Annotated in this window: 15 protein-coding genes; 8 read left to right on the top strand and 7 right to left on the bottom strand. The window is 56.0% G+C overall.

What is annotated here, in order from left to right; translation table 11 throughout:
- Positions 1–34: 34 nt before the first annotated feature.
- Both pstB and phoU read left to right on the top strand, forming a co-directional pair.
- Positions 35–883, top strand: a complete 849-nt coding sequence (gene pstB, locus FFI95_RS01995) for a phosphate ABC transporter ATP-binding protein PstB (protein ID WP_246069337.1) — start codon at positions 35–37, stop codon at positions 881–883.
- Positions 884–913: 30 nt separating this feature from the next.
- Positions 914–1,636 carry a phosphate signaling complex protein PhoU gene (phoU, locus tag FFI95_RS01990; protein WP_144820669.1) on the top strand — a complete coding sequence of 241 codons (723 nt, stop codon included), beginning with the start codon at positions 914–916 and terminating at the stop codon, positions 1,634–1,636.
- A gap of 27 nt (positions 1,637–1,663) precedes the next feature.
- Here the strand turns inward: phoU and FFI95_RS01985 are convergent, their stop codons facing one another.
- The 6 genes from FFI95_RS01985 to FFI95_RS01960 all read right to left on the bottom strand — a co-directional run bounded on the left by FFI95_RS01985 (position 1,664) and on the right by FFI95_RS01960 (position 7,054).
- Positions 1,664–2,029, bottom strand: coding sequence for a histidine triad nucleotide-binding protein (locus FFI95_RS01985; protein WP_144820668.1), 366 nt, complete (start codon positions 2,027–2,029; stop codon positions 1,664–1,666).
- A gap of 34 nt (positions 2,030–2,063) precedes the next feature.
- Positions 2,064–3,359, bottom strand: coding sequence for an FAD-dependent monooxygenase (locus tag FFI95_RS01980; RefSeq protein ID WP_144820667.1), 1,296 nt, complete (start codon positions 3,357–3,359; stop codon positions 2,064–2,066).
- A gap of 61 nt (positions 3,360–3,420) precedes the next feature.
- Positions 3,421–3,975 (bottom strand): aminoacyl-tRNA deacylase, encoded by a 555-nt coding sequence (locus FFI95_RS01975; protein ID WP_144820666.1) that lies wholly within the window; start codon positions 3,973–3,975, stop codon positions 3,421–3,423.
- Positions 3,976–4,145: 170 nt separating this feature from the next.
- On the bottom strand, positions 4,146–4,979 hold the full coding sequence (locus tag FFI95_RS01970) for a mechanosensitive ion channel family protein (protein ID WP_144820665.1): 834 nt from the start codon (positions 4,977–4,979) through the stop codon (positions 4,146–4,148).
- 132 nt (positions 4,980–5,111) lie between these two features.
- Positions 5,112–6,215: a tRNA 2-selenouridine(34) synthase MnmH gene (gene mnmH, locus FFI95_RS01965; RefSeq protein WP_144820664.1), complete on the bottom strand. Its 1,104-nt coding sequence runs from the start codon at positions 6,213–6,215 to the stop codon at positions 5,112–5,114.
- A 437-nt stretch (positions 6,216–6,652) separates the two neighbouring features.
- On the bottom strand, positions 6,653–7,054 hold the full coding sequence (locus tag FFI95_RS01960) for a VanZ family protein (protein WP_144820663.1): 402 nt from the start codon (positions 7,052–7,054) through the stop codon (positions 6,653–6,655).
- 97 nt (positions 7,055–7,151) lie between these two features.
- Between FFI95_RS01960 and cysZ the strand changes: the two genes are divergently transcribed.
- The 6 genes from cysZ (at position 7,152) to FFI95_RS01930 (ending at position 14,937) form a co-directional block, all read left to right on the top strand.
- Positions 7,152–7,901: a sulfate transporter CysZ gene (gene cysZ, locus FFI95_RS01955; RefSeq protein ID WP_144820662.1), complete on the top strand. Its 750-nt coding sequence runs from the start codon at positions 7,152–7,154 to the stop codon at positions 7,899–7,901.
- Between the two features lie 16 nt (positions 7,902–7,917).
- Positions 7,918–10,803 carry an RNA polymerase-associated protein RapA gene (gene rapA, locus FFI95_RS01950; protein WP_144820661.1) on the top strand — a complete coding sequence of 962 codons (2,886 nt, stop codon included), beginning with the start codon at positions 7,918–7,920 and terminating at the stop codon, positions 10,801–10,803.
- A gap of 121 nt (positions 10,804–10,924) precedes the next feature.
- Entirely contained in the window at positions 10,925–13,375 is a 2,451-nt protein-coding gene (locus FFI95_RS01945) for an acyl-CoA dehydrogenase (RefSeq protein WP_144820660.1), read from the top strand.
- Between the two features lie 18 nt (positions 13,376–13,393).
- Positions 13,394–13,774, top strand: coding sequence for a fluoride efflux transporter CrcB (gene crcB / locus FFI95_RS01940; RefSeq protein ID WP_144820659.1), 381 nt, complete (start codon positions 13,394–13,396; stop codon positions 13,772–13,774).
- Between the two features lie 237 nt (positions 13,775–14,011).
- Positions 14,012–14,218: a cold-shock protein gene (locus tag FFI95_RS01935; RefSeq protein WP_008172950.1), complete on the top strand. Its 207-nt coding sequence runs from the start codon at positions 14,012–14,014 to the stop codon at positions 14,216–14,218.
- A gap of 143 nt (positions 14,219–14,361) precedes the next feature.
- Positions 14,362–14,937 (top strand): glutathione S-transferase N-terminal domain-containing protein, encoded by a 576-nt coding sequence (locus tag FFI95_RS01930; protein ID WP_144820658.1) that lies wholly within the window; start codon positions 14,362–14,364, stop codon positions 14,935–14,937.
- Between the two features lie 2 nt (positions 14,938–14,939).
- On the opposite strand, the gene FFI95_RS01925 is transcribed toward FFI95_RS01930, so the two are convergent.
- Entirely contained in the window at positions 14,940–17,339 is a 2,400-nt protein-coding gene (locus tag FFI95_RS01925; RefSeq protein ID WP_144820657.1) for a phosphoketolase family protein, read from the bottom strand.
- Positions 17,340–17,403 lie beyond the last annotated feature (64 nt).

Below are 17,403 nucleotides of genomic sequence, written 5' to 3'. Positions count from 1 at the left end.
TCCCATGAATTCAGACGTTGTTAAAGAGATGGATATGCCGAATCTGAAAGAGGTGTCAGCCCCGGATGAGCGTCCGGCTGAAACCGTGATAGAGCCTGGAAAAACAGTCGGAATGCCGTTTACGGCTAACCCCAGGTTTCAGTTGCGAAATGTAGAGGTGTTTTACGGTGAAAACCCAGCCATCAAAAATGTCAGCCTGGATATTGCGCGTAACGAAGTCATCGCGTTTATCGGGCCATCAGGGTGCGGCAAGTCGACCTTTCTGCGCTGCCTGAACCGGATGAATGACAGTATCGACAGTTGTCGGATCAAAGGCTCACTGCAACTGGATGGGCAGGAGATTTACAGCCCCGGGCGGGATGTCGTGGAGCTGCGGGCCCGGGTGGGAATGGTCTTCCAGAAGCCCAACCCGTTTCCCAAATCCATTTATGACAACGTTGCCTATGGCCCGCGCATTCATGGTCTTGCCAATCGCAAGTCCGACCTGGATGACATTGTGGAAAACAGTCTGCGCAAAGCGGGTCTTTGGGAGGAGGTCAGGCATCGCCTGGGTGCCATGGCAACCGGTATGTCCGGTGGCCAGCAGCAGCGGCTGTGTATTGCCAGAGCCATTGCCGTCAGCCCGGAGGTGGTGTTAATGGATGAGCCCTGCTCGGCGCTGGATCCTATAGCCACAGCCAGAATTGAAGAGCTGATTGCCGAGTTATCTGAAAATTACACCATTGTGATCGTCACCCACTCCATGCAGCAGGCTGCGCGGGTATCCAATCGCACCGCTTACTTTCATCTGGGTCATCTTGTGGAAGTGAACGACACCAGCAGGGTGTTTACGACGCCGGAACATGAGCTGACGGAATCCTACATAACCGGCCGTTTCGGCTGATGTGCACGATTAACAAAGGAGAGACAGACGATGACTGCCAGCAGGGATGACGTATATGGAAACCACATTTCCAACCAGTTCAACGATGAGCTGTTGGCCCTGAAAACCCGTTTCCTGAAGATGGGCGGCCTGGTGGAAGCCCAGGTTGATAGTGCGGTTAAGGCACTGATCGAAGCGAATGATGCGTTGGCAGAAGAGATCCGGTCCGAAGACAAACGGGTGGACAGGATGGAAATGGATATTGATGAAGAAGCCATGCTGATCATCGCTCGCCGGCAGCCTACTGCCCGCGACCTGCGGCTGGTCATCTCAGTAATCCGCATGGTGGCGGATCTAGAGCGGGTGGGGGACGAAGCCAAGAAAATTGCCAGGTTTGCAATCAGGCTCTCAGAGGAAGGGCGCTCCGCTCAGGGTTATGGGGAGGTACGGCATATCAGCGCCCACGTAACCGACATGCTTCATGATTCACTGGATGCGTTTGCCAGGCTGGATTCCGGCCTGGCTTTACAGGTAATGAAAGCAGACAAGCGCGTCGATGAAGAGTATCAGGCGGCAGCCCGTACCCTGCTGACCTTCATGATGGAGGATGCCCGCAACATTTCCCGCTGTCTGTCGGTGATGTGGGTACTGCGTGCCCTGGAGCGGGTCGGGGACCATGCCTGCAACATTGCCGAAAACGTGATTTTCATGGTCAAGGGAGAGGATGTTCGCCATACCTCGGTGGAGGAAGCAGAGCGGGTTGTGGGACGTTAAGCCCCACAATGCCCGGGATCCGGTTGCTCAGGCCTGCTTCATTTTGTCGGTATAAGGGGGCCAGCCCAGGGGCTTGCCGGCCAGCAGGTGAAGATGAATGTGGAACACGGTCTGGCCGGAGTTTTCACCACAGTTCATCACCGTACGATAGCCGTCTTCGGCAAAACCCATCTCTTTGGCGAGCCTGGCCGCAACCCAGTAAAGATGACCAACCAGCTCGCGATCTGCCTCTTCGATATCATTGATCGTGGCAATGAGCTTTTTCGGAATAATCAGCAGGTGCACCGGCGCCTGTGGGTTAATATCGCGAAACGCCAGGCTGATGTCGTCTTCATAAACGATATCCGCCGGAATTTCGCGGTTAATGATTTTCGTAAAAAGCGTCTCGGACATAATGACTTCCTTTTATTTATCGTGACTTATGTACTCAAAGCTGATTTAAGCCCGGTAATCTGCTGGTTAGCGTACGGATAACTGCCGGTAGTTCATCATCGACCCCCATAGCGTAGCGGGCAACCTGATCGCGGGCAAAAGGCAGGGCGCGCACTGCCCCAAGGCCCAGGTTCCTGATCAGATGCAGGGGTGGGGTCTGGTTACTGAACAGGTGATAAAAGGCATCCATCGCATACATCATGCGCCGGTTGGCGGGGCGCCGCTGCTTTTCATAGGTGCTCAGTACGGATGCATCGGCCAGGCCTTTGCCTGCGTTGCGGGCGTCCTTCAGAAGATTCTGCAGGCATTGCGCATCCTGAAAGCCCAGGTTCACACCCTGGCCCGCCAGGGGGTTGATGGTGTGGGCCGCGTCCCCTACAAGCACAATCCGGCCTGCGGAATACTGCCGGGCGTGCTGCCGGGCGATGGGAAAACTCCCCCGGGCTTCTATATGGGTAAGCTGAGGCAATTCTGCGGGGAAGCCCTGCTGGATCTCCGTCATCAATGCCTCATTACAAAGGCTCTTCAGGCGGGCGAGCTCTTCAGGTGCATCGTACCAGACCAGCGATGCCCGGCTTTCGCCCGGGTGCGCTGCTCCGGCACTGTATAGCGGCAGAAAGGCTCTGGGGCCGGAAGGATAGAAACCCTGCCAGGTGATGTCCTGTACCGGGCCCTGATAGCGCACAGAAATGATCATGGCCTGCTGGCCATACTGATTACGGGTAACGCCGATGCCGGCCATATCCCGCGTCCGGGATTGTGCACCATCGGCGCCAATGACCAGAGTTGCCGTCAGTTGCTGACTGTTTTCAAGCGTAACGGTTGCAGACTCAGTTGTCTGGGTAATGCCAGAGACACCGCTGCCGGCGAGGATGGTGACCGTGGGCTCTGCCTCTGCAGCCTGCCACAGGCCCTTCTGCGTCACCGAGTTCTCCACGATGTGCCCAAGGTGAGGTGTATTCAGCCTGGCGGCATCGAATTCCACGTGATTTGCTGTGCGCGGTATCAGATTGCTCAGCGGGTGTTCGGCTTCATCCCACACAGCAAGGCGGCGGTAGGGGGTTGCGCGCATGCTGAGGATATTCTGCCATGCGCCCAGGCTCTGCAGATAGCGTTCACTGCCTGCGCTCAGGGCGGACACGCGTATATCGGGAGCGGCTTCCGGATCAAACTCCGGGCCCGGGGCGCGGTCAACCATTGCAACACGAAAGCCCTCGTGCCCAAGGCCGGCCGCGAGAGCGGCGCCGACCATGCCGGCGCCTATAATTACAATATCAAATTCCTGAGTCATATCGGGTTCCTGTCTGATAGCCACAGTTTACGCGATGGCATAGAACAGACAAGCGCCCGGGTCAGCCCGCAATTTCCGGTATCCGCTGCTTTTCGCGTATTTCCGGTTGGCGGCGACCTTTTTTCAGCCAGGCTGGCCTTCTGGCCCCGGGCCTGATAAAGCCGCCGTTGAGCACCATGGGCTGCACCAGTTCCAGGAAGTCCCGGGTTTTCATATGTACAGTTTCAGTATGGCTGCCTGCGGCAAAGGCAAGCTCCTCCTGTTCTGTCAGAGGTTCCGCGCAGTACACGGTCATTCCGAACAGGTTGCCAAAAGGAGGCATAGCCCCGACTTCGCACTCTGGAAACCGGTCGGCGAATGCCTGCTCATCCGCAAGGTCAACAAAATCCGTGTCCAGAATGCGGGAAAGGCTGTCCCAGCGCACCCGCCAGGTAGCGGGCATAACCAGCATGGCCATTTTCCCGTCCAGCTCAATGATGACCGTTTTGACCACCTTGTCACCGGCAATTTTTACGTGATGAGCCAGCTTCTGGGCGGTAAACGCGGGTGGATGTGTAAGGCACATGTAGTCAACACCTGCCTGATCAAGGCATTCTTTCAACTGCTGTATCGGCATAGTGACAGCCTCCTACCAGCAATGACAGCAACCCGAAGCAGTTCACTTAACGCCTGGACTGCTCCGGCGGCGACCTGGCAGGGCGCTTTGGCCCTGCCATTACGGTCAGCTTAGCTCAGGTTGCAGACTTTGCGAGTACTGGGTTGTAACAATAAGGGTGGTGACTGTTTTCACTCAACCTGCTGCATATTAACGTTACGCTGAGGCAGGGGGGCGCGAAGCCCTTCTTCATCAAACGCCTTCCGGACTTTCTCGTGCATGTCCCAGTAGTACGGCCACAGGTCATCCGTGGCGACCCAGACCCGGAACATCAGATTAACAGAGTTTTCGCCCAGACTGCCTACGCAGATTCTTGGCTCTGGATCGGTCAGTGAGCGTTCGTCGCTTTCCATGAGACGCTGAAGTATGGCTTTGGCTTTATCTATATCATCGCCGTAGCGGATACCAAAGGTCATATCACAACGACGGGTGTTGTAAATGCTTACGTTCACCAGAGTTGCGTTGGACAGGCTGCCGTTCGGGATAACGATTCTGCGATTATCAAAGGTGTTCACAATGGTATAGAGGATACTGATCTCGTCTACAGCCCCTAAAAAGCCCTGAGCTTCAATTGTATCGCCGACCTTGAAGGGTTTGAAAATCAGGATCAGCACGCCACCGGCAAAATTCGCGAGGCTGCCCTGTAAAGCCAGGCCAACCGCCAGACCGGCAGCACCCACAAGGGCGACAAATGATGTGGTTGCAATTCCCACCATGGACGCGGCAGAAATTAACAGGAGAACCTTGAGAACAGCGCTGATCAGACCACACAAAAATTTATTTAATGTGGGGTCTTTTTTGCCGAGTCTGGTATCCAGAATCCGGACAAAGCGGTTGATCAGCCACAGGCCAACAATCAGTGTGATAATCGCCAGCAAAACTTTCGGGGCGTAACTCATGACCAGCGCAATGGCCTGGTCTACATACTCAGAGGCGCGCCCGTCAGCGCTGAATAAGTTTTCCATAGGGGCTCCTTGTAGGCTCCTGTTGTTGAAAGTTCATGCGGTAAATAAAGATCCGGTGTTATCGGTCTGGTGGCAACTTATAGCAGACAAAGCGGTGAGGGTATACCAGTGATCTTTGCTGATAGCAGTCAATCACAAGGAGGAGTTGTTGCTGGCCCACCCAATCAAAGTATCCGCGTCTCCACGGATAAGAACTTTTCCCTGTTTTTTGCTGAGCTGGTAATCGTACATTGGATCATAATAATCTTGTAGCAGGGGCCGGATCCATTCGTTGTGCGCATCGGTTTCGCCGCTGCTGGCCTGGTGGGCGAGGGCTTGCTCCATCAGTTTGCGCAGCTGGCTGTGACGCGCGCCTCCCAGGCGTTTTTTTATACGATCGAGCGCGCCGAGAAGATACTCATTAAAGTTCTGCCAGCCGGTTTCTGCGCCATCACGGCTTAAGTAAGCAGCGGTCATGTCGTCTACGTAGTCTTCCCGGATGATTCGTGTGCGGTCCTCCAGAGACCGCTCAAGAATCAGCAAGGGTGCAGACGCCATTTTTTCTTTAAGAGCGTCGGGCAGAGCACACCGTCCAACCAGGCGGCTTTCATCTTCCAGATAGACCGGGCCGGACTTCAGATGCTGTGCTTTCAAAAACGCAATGGCCAGGCGGTTTTCAAAATCAATCTGTGATGGCTGAGGCGTTATCTGGTGGCCGAAGCTGGACCCTCTGTGATTAGCCAGCCCTTCCAGGTCGATCGGGTTAGGCAGTTGCTTCAGAACCCGGGTTTTACCTGTGCCCGTGCGGCCGCTGATGATGCGCAGCTCGCAGGACCCGGCGAGCCTTTCGAGGCTGTCGATAAGGAACCGGCGTAAAGCCTTATACCCACCTTTGACGAGGGGATAGTCTGCTCCGGCGTCCCTGATCCATTGTTGTGTAAGCCGGGAGCGCAGGCCTCCACGAAAACAGAACAGGTAGCCTTCAGGATGGTTTGCGGCAAACTGCTTCCAGGCGTTAATCCGCCGGGCCTTGAGGTCACCGTATACCAGCTGATGGCCAAGCCGGATAGCCGCATCCTGCCCCTTTTCTTTGTAGCAGATACCTATTTGGTGCCGCTCATCATCATTCATCAATGGCATGCTTACGGCAGTCGGGAAACTCCCCTTGGTAAATTCCACAGGGGCGCGCACATCTATCAGAGGGGTATCGTTCAGAAACAGTGACAGGTAGTCGTCGGTATCGGGTCGGCTTGCCATTTCAGAATACAGTCGCTTGCCAGAATGAAGCGGCAGTATAGCGGATATGTGGCTTCTCTGCTTTAAAAGCGGCGCATCCTTGCGCTACGAGCAACGTCCGTGTTGCGAATCCCTGAGCCACTCCCTGGTGCCAGCATCCGAGCCGGTTATCCAGATCATTGTCCCTTAAGCCGGGCCTCCTGGTGTCCTTGCTTCTCCCTGCAGTCCTTGCCGGGGTGCGTCCTTTGCAGCGTCCTTTTCCCTGTCATTCCGTGACAGGTTAACTATACCGCCTGGGCGTATGGAAACATGTGATCCATGCACGCTTACTCGACATACCTTTTGTGGCTGTTGAGATAAAGACTTTTATATCAGTCTGTTGTGAGTCTGTCCGTAATTCTTGAGGCGTGCGCGTACGCCAACTCACAAGGATATCTCACAGGGGTGTGAGAGATGTCTCACACAGTGTCGGGGGAATCTCTTACGTCTCGTTTGCCTGAGCGAGTGCCGGGCCAGGGAAGAAGTCCGATCAGAATGCCCACACCGTCAGCCGCTACATCAGCCAGAGAAAATTCCCGGTAAGGCAGGTTGGCCTGTACAATCTCGATCCCCAGGCCAAAACCCAGAAGTGCCGGCACGTACCAAATGGCGCGGAGGCTCGGCCATGCCAGCCGTGTCACCACGGTGAGCTCAAGGAATGCGATCAGGTGGTTAACCTTGTCGCTGGGGGCGGAGGGAACGGGGTAGTCGCTGGCGGTGGTGGCCAGAAAGCCGATAGCAATCACTGAAAGCAACAGGCCCGTGCGCCACAAGGGCTGGAAGTGCAGTAACGTCATCAGGTGGTGTTTGAGTGTCGCCATCAGTGAGATCCATCAGAGTTTGCTGGCTGTGTGGAGATTATCAACATGATATGCTTTGCGCCCCGTCACTGTCATTGAAGCGGAGGGCCGATAGGCGATGCTCAGAGGTAGTTTTTTTCGCGGGCTGGGTTACCTGGGTGAAGGTTTCCGCCTCATACGCCAGCCGGGCTTGCGGCTGTTTGTTTTGATTCCGCTGGTTATCAATATATTCCTCTTCGGGCTGCTGTTCTATTTTCTGGGTGAGTTGTTCAGTGCCCTGATTGCGGCCGCTATGGGCTGGCTGCCCGATTGGGCCTGGTTGCAGTCACTGGACTGGCTGTTCTGGATTCTGTACGGCGCCGTCATCCTGCTTATGCTGGCGTACGGCTTTGTGATTGTAGCCAACCTGATAGGGTCGCCTTTTTACGGTTATCTTGCAGAGCTCACTGAAAAGCACCTCACCGGCGAGGAGGTCAGCCCTGATGATAACTGGACAGCCATTATCAAGGATATCCCGCGGGCGCTCGCACGCGAAGTACATAAGATTGTTTACTATCTGCCCCGGGCAGCAGGGCTGTTTGTCATTGGTATGATTCCGGTCGTTAACCTGGTTGCGGTCGTACTCTGGTTTCTGTTTAACAGCTGGATGATGGCGCTGCAGTATGTGGACTACCCTGCAGATAACCACAAGGTGAGCTTCAAGGCGTTACATCATTTGTTGGCTGATACCCGTTTGTCAGCCCTGGGCTTTGGGTTGCCAGTGGCTCTTGCAGCCATGGTGCCGGTACTGAATCTGTTTGTGGTTCCTGCAGCCGTTTGTGGCGGGACCGCCTATTGGGTGCGCGAAAACGGCGCAACACGACATTAACGAGTCTGGAGGTTTTTTGGACGCATCGGATTTTGCCATTGGCCAGCGCTGGGTCAGTCACAGTGATACTGCGCTGGGGCTTGGAATAGTTACAGATATTTCCGGGCGCCGGATTACATTAGGGTTCCCGGCAGCGGACGAGGAGCGTACTTACGCAGTTGATAACGCCCCGCTCTCGCGCATCGTCTATCAGATTGGTGAGGAAATCGAGACCTTTGATGGTACCCGGTATGAGGTGCGGGCCGTTGAGGATCTGGGTGGCGTGCTGATGTACCACGCAGAAATTCTGGCCGGGGAGGGTGAGCCGTCGGAGGTGGATATTGAACAGATATCCGAAGTAAAGCTCGCCGGCTCGGTTAATTTTTCGGCACCGCACCAGCGCCTGTTTGCCGGTCAGTTTGATCGCAACGGGGCGTTTCGTCTGCGTTTTGCAACCTTGCAGCACCTGGACCGCTTACGCGCCTCACCTGTGAAAGGGCTGATTGGTACGCGCACCCAGCACCTGCCGCATCAGATTTATATTGCCAGTGAAGTTGCCAGGCGCCATGCACCGCGGGTGCTCCTGGCCGATGAGGTGGGCCTTGGCAAGACCATTGAGGCAGGCCTGATTCTGCATTATCAGCTGCAGACCGGCCGGGCCCGCCGGGCGTTGATCGTGGTGCCTGACTCATTGGTTCATCAGTGGCTGGTAGAAATGCTGAGGCGCTTCAACCTGCGCTTCTCTATTGTTGATCAGGGCCGCTACGATGCTCTGAAAGAGTCAGAGGATGATGTTGATGCGCTGGTAAACCACATCTTCGGGGATGACGATGCGGTGAACCCGTTCGAAACCGAACAGCTGGTGTTGTGCAGTCTTGATTTTCTGATGAATAGCTCACAAGCACAGAAAGATGTACTGAAGGCTGACTGGGATCTGACCATTGTGGATGAAGCCCATCACCTGGCGTGGAGTCCGGAGGCTGTCAGCCCTGAGTACCAGCTGGTGGAAGAGCTTTCGGCAATCAGTGAAGGCCTGTTGCTGCTCACTGCAACCCCGGAGCAGGTGGGCATGGCCAGCCATTTTGCACGGTTGCGTCTGCTGGATCCGGCACGTTTCCACGATTTACAGGCATTCCAGGCGGATGAGCAGCAGTACGAAGCTATTAATCGTGTTGTGCAGCGACTGCAGGATGAAGGGGTGGACATTCAGGAAGAGGATCGTGCCGCGCTCAAAGCCTGGCTGGGCGATGAGCTGGAACCGTTACTGGAAAGTGACTCTCCCCGTCAGTCTGTGATTGATGCACTGCTTGATCGCCATGGTACCGGACGGGTGCTGTTCCGTAATACCCGAGCGGCAATTCAGGGTTTCCCTGAGCGCCGGGTTACCCCGGTTTCTCTGGAACGCCCGGCTATGTATCAGGAACAGGCATTTGGCTACCCCGGACTGACCCCGGAGCTGTCAGTGCCGGAAGAGCAGTGGCTGGCTGATGATCCCAGAGTCGCCTGGCTGGAAAAGCAGCTGGTGGCACTGCGCCCGGAAAAGGTGGTGGTGATCTGTGCCATGGCGGAAACGGCTATGGCGCTGGAGCACTACCTTCAGCTTCGTGCCGGCATTCGCAGCGCGGCCTTTCATGAGCATCTCAGCCTTATGGAGCGCGATCGGGCAGCTGCCTACTTTGCCGACGATGAACAGGGTGCTCAGGCGCTGATCTGTTCTGAAATTGGCAGCGAGGGCCGTAACTTCCAGTTTGCCCACCATCTGGTGTTGTTTGACCTGCCGGCCAACCCGGATCTGCTCGAGCAGCGTATCGGGCGGCTTGACCGCATCGGGCAGGCTGAAACCATTGATATCCACATACCTTATCTTGCCAACACTTCCCAGGAGGTTCAGTTCCGCTGGTTCCATGAGGGGCTGAATGCATTTTCCAGAAGTTGCGCCGTAGGCGTGGCTGTTCAGGAAAGGGTCGGCGAGACATGGCAGCAAGCACTTGAGGGCGACATGTCTGTGCTGGACAGCCTGATTGCCGATTCATCTGCTGAAACTGCCCGCCTGAAGGCGCTCTTGCAGAAGGGCCGTGATGCTCTGATTGAGCTTAATTCCTGTCGCCAGGATGTAGCTGAAACACTGATAGCCGGTATAGAGGAAGAAGAAGGCTCTGCCCGGGTGCGGGACTATATGATGGAGGCCTTTGACATTCTTGGTGTGGATGTTGACGACCACTCTGAGCAGGCGGACATTCTGCGCCCGGGTGAGCGCTATCAGGCCGGCCATGTTGCCGAACTCCCAGAGGAGGGAGTCACTGTAACCTGGGATCGACAGCACGCGCTGGTGCGTGAAGATATAGCATTCATAAGCTGGGAGCACCCTATGGTGACCAGTGTTATGGACTCAGTCACCAGCTCCGGTCTGGGCAAGGCGGCCCTGGCGAGCCTGTCGGTGAAGGCGTTGCCGGCCGGCACCTTGCTGATGGAAGCCGTGTTTACCGTACATTGCCCGGCACCTGAAGCCTTGCAGCTGAACCGTTATCTGCCGGTTTCCCCTCTGCGGCTGCTGGTAGATGTCAATGGCAAAGAGCTTTCTGCAGCGCTTCCCCATGACCGCCTGAACGAGTTGTGCTCTAACATCCGTCGGCGCACGGCCCAGGCAGTGGTGCCGCAAATCCGTCCGCAGGTGGAAACCATGGTGGACCATGCAGAGCGGCTGTCGGAACCGCATCTGGAACCGCTGAAAGAAAAGGCGCTGGCACAGCTTGAAGCACGCTTTGTACCAGAGATTCGCCGGCTGGAGGCTCTGAAGAAAGTAAATCCTGCGATCAGGGAAGAGGAAATCGAGTATTTCCGTACCCAGCTGGAGGCTGCGCGTAAAGCCATCGGGCAGGCCAGCCTGGCCCTTGAGGGTATTCGGGTGATCGTCACCGCGTAACCAGAGTGTGCTGATGGCCCGTGGCTTTGAGTATTGCGGTATCTGCTGGTCAGGAATGGACTGATAGGATACCGTAAACGTAATAAATAGTGACTTTATCCATGGATGACAGAGAGACCCTATGATGACTTTTATTCTGTTTCTAGTGGCGCTTGCAGGCTTGTTGTTTGTCATGCGGCGTGAATCCGGTGCCAAGGCCGCCATCAGTGTCATGCTGGTGGTGGGTGTATTGTCCCTGTTTTTTGCCTCAGGGTGGCTGGCCCTGATTCTCTTTGTCGGTGCAGCGGCGACAGCCGCAGCCGGTCTGCCCGGGTTTCGTCGGGGCTGGTTGACACCTCGCATTTTTGCCATGTTCAAGAAAGTGGCACCCAAAGTGTCGGAAACAGAGCAGGTGGCACTGGATGCGGGGACCGTCGGTTGGGACGGAGAACTGTTCACTGGCCGGCCAGACTGGCATAACCTGCTGATCAACCGCCACACAGGGCTGAGCGAAGAAGAGCAGGCTTTTGTGGATAACCAGTGTGTGCAGGCAATCTCCATGTGTGATGCCTGGGACATCGCAGTAGAGCGGGCAGATCTTCCAGAAGAACTGTGGGATTTCCTCAAGAAAGAGAAGTTCTTCGGCATGATCATACCCAGGGAATACGGTGGGCTCGGGTTTTCTGCCAAGGCACAGACCGCAGTTCTGCAAAAGATTGCTGCTAATGAAACGCTCATGGTCACTGTCGGGGTGCCCAACTCGCTCGGTCCGGGTGAGCTGCTGGTCAAGTACGGCACGGAAGAGCAAAAAGATCATTATTTGCCACGTCTGGCCGATGGCCGGGAAATTCCCTGCTTTGGCCTGACCGGGCCTCGCGCAGGCTCGGATGCCACCTCGCTGCCGGATGTGGGCACCGTGTGCAAACAGGAAGTGGACGGTAAAGAAGTTGTCGGAATAAAACTCAACTTTGAAAAGCGCTGGATCACTCTGGCCCCGATTGCCACCGTGGTTGGTCTGGCTTTTCGTATGTTCGATCCGGATGGCCTTCTGGGTGAAACCAAAGACTATGGCATTACCTGTGCACTGATCCCCCGGGATACTGAAGGCATGGAAATTGGTCGCCGCCACTGCCCCATCGGCAGCCCGTTCCTGAATGGTCCGATTGTCGGCAAGGATGTGTTCATCCCGCTGGATTATATTATTGGTGGGCCCGACATGGCCGGTCAGGGCTGGCGCATGCTGGTTGAGTGCCTGTCGGTTGGTCGCTGTATTACACTGCCTTCCGGTGCGGCCGGTGCCGCTGCCTACTCTGTAGGCACGGCTGGCGGTTTCACCCGCATCCGCCGTCAGTTCAATACCCCGGTTGCGGACATGGAAGGCGTGCAGGAGCCACTGGCCCGTATTGCCGCCAAAACCTATATATCGCAGGCTGCGGTTAATCACACCGCCAACATGATCGATAAAGGCGAAAGCCCTGCGGTACCGTCGGCGATCCTCAAATATCATCTGACTGAATTTCAGCGTGGCATCCTTACGGACGCCATGGATGTGCATGGGGGTAAAACCGTCACTCTGGGTCCCCGGAACTATCTCGGCATCGGATATAGTGGCGCAGCTGTGTCGATTACGGTCGAGGGTGCCAACATCATGACGCGCAGCCTGATGATATTCGGCCAGGGTGCGATTCGCTGCCATCCTTATGTACTTAAAGAGTTGGCCGCCAAAGACAATGACGACATCCATGCGTTTGATGAGGCGTTCTTTGGTCACGCCGGCCTGATTTTCGGCAATATGGCGCGGGCCTTTACCCAGGCCCTCAGCCTTGGCCGGGCAGACGTGCCCTTTGACAGTGCCAGCCGTAAGTACGCCGAGGCTGTTGCGCGCTTCAGTGCCGCTTTCGGGCTGTGCTCGGACGCCGCCATGACTACCCTTGGCAGCGAACTGAAAATGCGGGAACTGATCTCCGCGCGACTTGGTGACATGTTGTCCAACCTTTACCTTGCCTCCATGGTGCTGAAAAACTGGCATGAAACTCAGCCCGTAGAGGGCGAAAAAGAGGTTATGCAGTACAGCCTCGGCTTGTTGCTGCACCGTACCGAAGAAGCATTGGATGCCTTTTTGCAGAACCTGCCGAACCGTGGCGTGGCATTGATCCTGCGGGCTGTGACACTGCCGCTGGGCCGGCGCTGGGGCAACCCGCAGGACGGCCTTACGCGCCGTCTGGCGCGATTTGTCTCAACGGATACGCCCATTCGCCATAAACTGCTTGCCAGCACCTGGACAACAGAGGGTGCCGGGGCGGTGGAGAACCCGGTGGCTCGTTACAATGAACTACTGAAAGATTACGACAAGGCAGAGCAGCTTTATCGCAAAGCAACCAAAGCCTATGCGAAAGGCGAGTTGCCGATGACTGCGCTACATCCGGAAGAGCGGTTTGAGGCGGCTCTGGAGGCTGGAATCTTTACCGAAGATGAGGCTGAATTCATGCGGAAGTACGAAGCAGTGGTTCTGGAAATGCTCTCTGTAGATGACTTTCCATTCGATGCATTTGCGCGTAATCAAGACACTGTGATTGATCATAACCCTGCCTGATTGGTCAGGGTCCCTGCGATGTGGATGTCGTTTCTTGCTGTCAGCGCCGGCGCCGTGGTCGGCGCCAACCTGCGCTGGCTCCTGGGGCTATGGCTAAATGCCAGCCATCATGTGATTCCACTGGGCACCCTGGCAGCCAACCTCAGTGGTGGCTGGCTCGTCGGCCTGTTGCTCGGCTATTTCAGCCACAGCAGCACACTGGCGCCTGAGTGGCGCCTGTTCGTCATTACCGGGCTGTGTGGTGCCTTGACGACATTCTCCACGTTCTCTGTGGAGGTGCTGGCGGCCATTCAGGGCGGTAAATGGGCGGTTGCCATGACCGGGGTTGCGGTGCATGTCGCGGGTTCTGTTCTCATGACAGCGCTGGGCCTGTACACCTTTAGTCTAATGAAAGGCTGATTGGTAACACTACCTACACAATTTGTTTCAAATCTACTTGGCAAGCACGTGATTCAGGAGTACAGTGGATTGCGTAGGAAAGATTCAGCAAAGCATTTCATGAATAAGACGTACTCCGCAGTTAGTAGTGACCGTCCTGTTTTTGATTCCGCGAGTTCTGTATTTCCGTAAAAACGCCGACCAGTCGCATTCAGCGGATGGCGGCAGATAATATGATTGATTTCAGGAAGTTTAAGTATGTCTACTACTACCGGTACTGTTAAGTTCTTCAACGAAGCGAAAGGTTTTGGCTTTATCACTCGTGAAGGCGGCCCGGACGTTTTTGTTCACTACAGCGCTATTCAGGGCAGCGGTTTCAAAACCCTGGCAGAAGGCCAGCAGGTTGAGTTTACCGTTACCCAGGGCCAGAAAGGTCCTCAGGCGGAAAACGTTGTTGCTCTCTGATCCCATCTGGATAGAGCAATAATTGCCAAAAGGCAGCTTCGGCTGCCTTTTTTGCGTTATAAGCCCCGCATTTTCTGCATCGGGTTTGGGTGTGATAAATTCTGGCCGGACAATGGCATGGTTGGGTTACTACCGGAGAATGTATGAAGCTGATTGGATCAACTACGTCGCCTTATGTGCGACGCATCCGCATCTTGCTGGACGAGGAGCGTTACGAGTTCATTAACCTCGATATTTACGGTAAAGACCGCGACGAAATCAGGCGCAATAACCCGGCGCTGAAAATACCTGTACTGGAAAGCGATGGCCAGGAGATCTACGACTCACGGATCATTGCCCGCTACGTCAGCGCCATGCAGGGCCTGGACCCGCTTACCTGGGATCAGCAAAACCAGCTTACCCTGATTGATGGCGCCAATGACTCGGCTGTTATTCTGTTGCTTGCCGGACGTTCCGGACTGGACACAGATGCGTCCGGAGTGTTTTTTTTCGATCTGCAGCGTGAACGGATCATGACCACCCTGCGCACTCTTGCGGCCCAGGTAGACGCAGGGCAGTTTGAGCAGTGGAACTACCCCGCAATCTGTTTGTACTGTCTGGTTGACTGGCTGGATTTCCGCAATGTTGTGGACTTTACCGGCGTCGAAAGCCTACTGGCTTTTCGTGATAGTCGGTCCACTCAGCCCTGGGTGGCGGAAACTGACCCGCGTCAGCCCTGATATCAGGGCAGTCCACGGGTAATCAGCGCCGGGTCCCCCCGGCCTTCTACAGCTGCCAGTTCTGCACTGGACAGCCACTCTCCGGGCGGTTTGTTGAGAACACTGGCACAGGCTGCCAGTGTGTGGCCCCATGAGCAGCGGTTGGCAAACAGCATCCCGGCTTCATTCAGTGTGCCTCCCTGATTGGTATAGCCCAGCACCTCGCTGTGGCCGGGATCCGGGAAAAGCGTGTGCATGTGCCCACGAAAAACCTCAGGACGCATGTGAGTGAGCGCAACCCGTCTGTGCAGCCGTTGCGGGAACAGTTTTTCCCGCTCAAACTCGGTAACGCAGCTTTCGGCTTCCAGTGGATCTCTGGCAGCACGGAAGCGCCCGGGCTCCTGCAGATAAACCAGGCGGAAGGCGGTTCCTGTATCCCGCAGGCGTTCGCAGGCACGTATTGCTTCGGAAAGCTGATAGGCGCCATTGGCAATCAGCAGTATGGGCTCACCTCCGGACGTGTCCTCGTCAACGACCAGTGCACCCTGCCTGGCCAGCGCTTCGGCTTCACGGGTATCAAATACACACGGGCGCTCTCGCTTGGGAATGACCATACAACTGATGGTTCCACGTTCTGTGAAAGCAGAGGGAAGGATGGCGAGCGTACTGTTGTAATCTGCCGGGAAGATAACCCGGGAGACATCACTCATTTCGCCTAAAAGGCTTTCACAGAAGGTGGTGTCCTGATGGGATTGCTCGTTCTTGCCATTTTCCCAGGTATGTGAGGTGGCCACGACTGGCAGACCCAGCCAGCGGGCAGGGCGGCCAACGGCTTTCTGGTGGCGTGCAAAGATCAGCTCCTGACGGATCGCTCCCAGCATCTTTACACAAAAGGCTTCGTAGCTGGCAACCAGGTTGATCCCCGCCTTATTCGCCAGACAGGCGGAAACAACAGCCTCCTCATTCAGTACAGTAATGATTTTACCGTGTACAGATTCGGACGCGTTTTCGGGATCGTTCACGCGGTGTTTGAGGTCCTCCAGAACGCCTGTCAGGCGATTGCTGGCAAGCTCGTCAGGGTTGCCGACGCGCGCACGAACCTCCGGGTTATGTGCCACCAGGGCCCGAAAGAAGTCGTCTACCGCACGCATGGGTGACGTCTGCTCATGGCAGGCAGGAATCGCAGGCAGGACAAGCCCGGGCGGGTTACGCGTTGCCAGTGGGTGGTCGCGCTCCAGGGGTCTGTCCTGTTCCCGGTGTTCCTGCAGTCGCAGAACACTGTCTGATAGCTCGTCGGGCGCGACCCATAACCGGGATGCGTGCTCCTGAAACAAGGTACGGGCCCGGATATCCATACGCGGGTTGCCTGGCAGCGGCAGGTTATGCGCCGCATTCTGGCCTGCGCCATAGAATCCGAAGCCTTTTTTCGTTTCGGCAATGCCATAGGGAATGCTTAGCGGATAGCCCAGTTCGCCTTGCAGAGCACGCTCGCTGCGGGACTGTAACAGGGTTTCCATTTTCCACAGAGCGCATACAAAGGCGGCCGGGTCACGCCCGTCAAACCGGAATGGATCAAAGCCCTGAGCTGCAAGACGGGCTTCAAACCTTTCCAGGCCTTCGCGGGTGCCAAGTTCTGTACGCTGCTCAATCCGCCGGCCGTTGGCTATCATTACAGGCATTACCAGGCCACAATCGTCTGCACGCCACCAGCGGGGAATCCAGTCACTGCCTCTCTGTTCTTCAGCGGCGCCGTCGGAGAGGAATGCAACCAGGGATTCTCCGGGCAGGGGCATGTGAGCATACTGCAGCTCGGCAAAGCCCAGATAACCCCCCTCCATAATACCGCCTGCTGTGTATGGGTTAACATGACTGCCCAGCGGTGCTGCCGTGCTGCCGTCCGGGTTTTGTCGGTAGCTGTAAAAATCCGCTACCATCCGTGACAGGCCATCCGTGCCGGTGTAGCGTGCCTGTTGTTCCGGGAGAAGGTTGTCAGTCAGCACATTCAGCGCATCAATGGCCGCCACGCAGTGCCCCTGGCCCATCAGCCAGCTTCGGGTTTTGCCCGTGAGATTGTTGAGAGCAAGATAGGCTGCATAAGCAGGAATCATATTCAGTGCACCACCTGTATGACCTTCTGGCGTACACTTGAAGTCTTTCGCGGCCAGAGGGGCGCCGGACGTATCGACACGGTTCGCATAGGTCATGTGCACGACCAGCCACATGCCGGCACTTGTCAGTCGGTCAAGGTCCGCGAGCTTGCGATAGACTGTTGCAGTATCAGGCTGGTGACCTTCGGAAACCAACTGTGAGGCCAGGGTCCGGACTCGCTCGCAGGTGATATCCGTATGCTGGATGACGCCATAACCGCGGCGCCAGTTTTCGTACTCGGGGCAAGCCGCTGATGGCTTGACGGATGCTGACATAGGGTGCCTCCACGGCCTGATTATTGTACAACAAGTGTACGAGATACCTGTAACATAGCAGTTG

The organism is Marinobacter piscis (genome assembly GCF_007671655.1).
Taxonomy (GTDB): domain Bacteria; phylum Pseudomonadota; class Gammaproteobacteria; order Pseudomonadales; family Oleiphilaceae; genus Marinobacter; species Marinobacter piscensis.
Note: the sequence above shows the minus strand (reverse complement) of the source record. Positions and strands in the feature narration are given on the sequence as shown.

What these genes read in the sequence shown, in the direction of transcription:
- pstB (WP_246069337.1), top strand. Translation starts at nt 35, where the DNA reads ATGCCGAATCTGAAAGAGGTGTCAGCCCCGGATGAGCGTCCGGCTGAA.
- phoU (WP_144820669.1), top strand. Translation starts at nt 914, where the DNA reads ATGACTGCCAGCAGGGATGACGTATATGGAAACCACATTTCCAACCAG.
- FFI95_RS01985 (WP_144820668.1), bottom strand. Translation starts at nt 2,029, where the DNA reads ATGTCCGAGACGCTTTTTACGAAAATCATTAACCGCGAAATTCCGGCG.
- FFI95_RS01980 (WP_144820667.1), bottom strand. Translation starts at nt 3,359, where the DNA reads ATGACTCAGGAATTTGATATTGTAATTATAGGCGCCGGCATGGTCGGC.
- FFI95_RS01975 (WP_144820666.1), bottom strand. Translation starts at nt 3,975, where the DNA reads ATGCCGATACAGCAGTTGAAAGAATGCCTTGATCAGGCAGGTGTTGAC.
- FFI95_RS01970 (WP_144820665.1), bottom strand. Translation starts at nt 4,979, where the DNA reads ATGGAAAACTTATTCAGCGCTGACGGGCGCGCCTCTGAGTATGTAGAC.
- mnmH (WP_144820664.1), bottom strand. Translation starts at nt 6,215, where the DNA reads ATGGCAAGCCGACCCGATACCGACGACTACCTGTCACTGTTTCTGAAC.
- FFI95_RS01960 (WP_144820663.1), bottom strand. Translation starts at nt 7,054, where the DNA reads ATGGCGACACTCAAACACCACCTGATGACGTTACTGCACTTCCAGCCC.
- cysZ (WP_144820662.1), top strand. Translation starts at nt 7,152, where the DNA reads ATGCTCAGAGGTAGTTTTTTTCGCGGGCTGGGTTACCTGGGTGAAGGT.
- FFI95_RS01945 (WP_144820660.1), top strand. Translation starts at nt 10,925, where the DNA reads ATGATGACTTTTATTCTGTTTCTAGTGGCGCTTGCAGGCTTGTTGTTT.
- crcB (WP_144820659.1), top strand. Translation starts at nt 13,394, where the DNA reads ATGTGGATGTCGTTTCTTGCTGTCAGCGCCGGCGCCGTGGTCGGCGCC.
- FFI95_RS01935 (WP_008172950.1), top strand. Translation starts at nt 14,012, where the DNA reads ATGTCTACTACTACCGGTACTGTTAAGTTCTTCAACGAAGCGAAAGGT.
- FFI95_RS01930 (WP_144820658.1), top strand. Translation starts at nt 14,362, where the DNA reads ATGAAGCTGATTGGATCAACTACGTCGCCTTATGTGCGACGCATCCGC.
- FFI95_RS01925 (WP_144820657.1), bottom strand. Translation starts at nt 17,339, where the DNA reads ATGTCAGCATCCGTCAAGCCATCAGCGGCTTGCCCCGAGTACGAAAAC.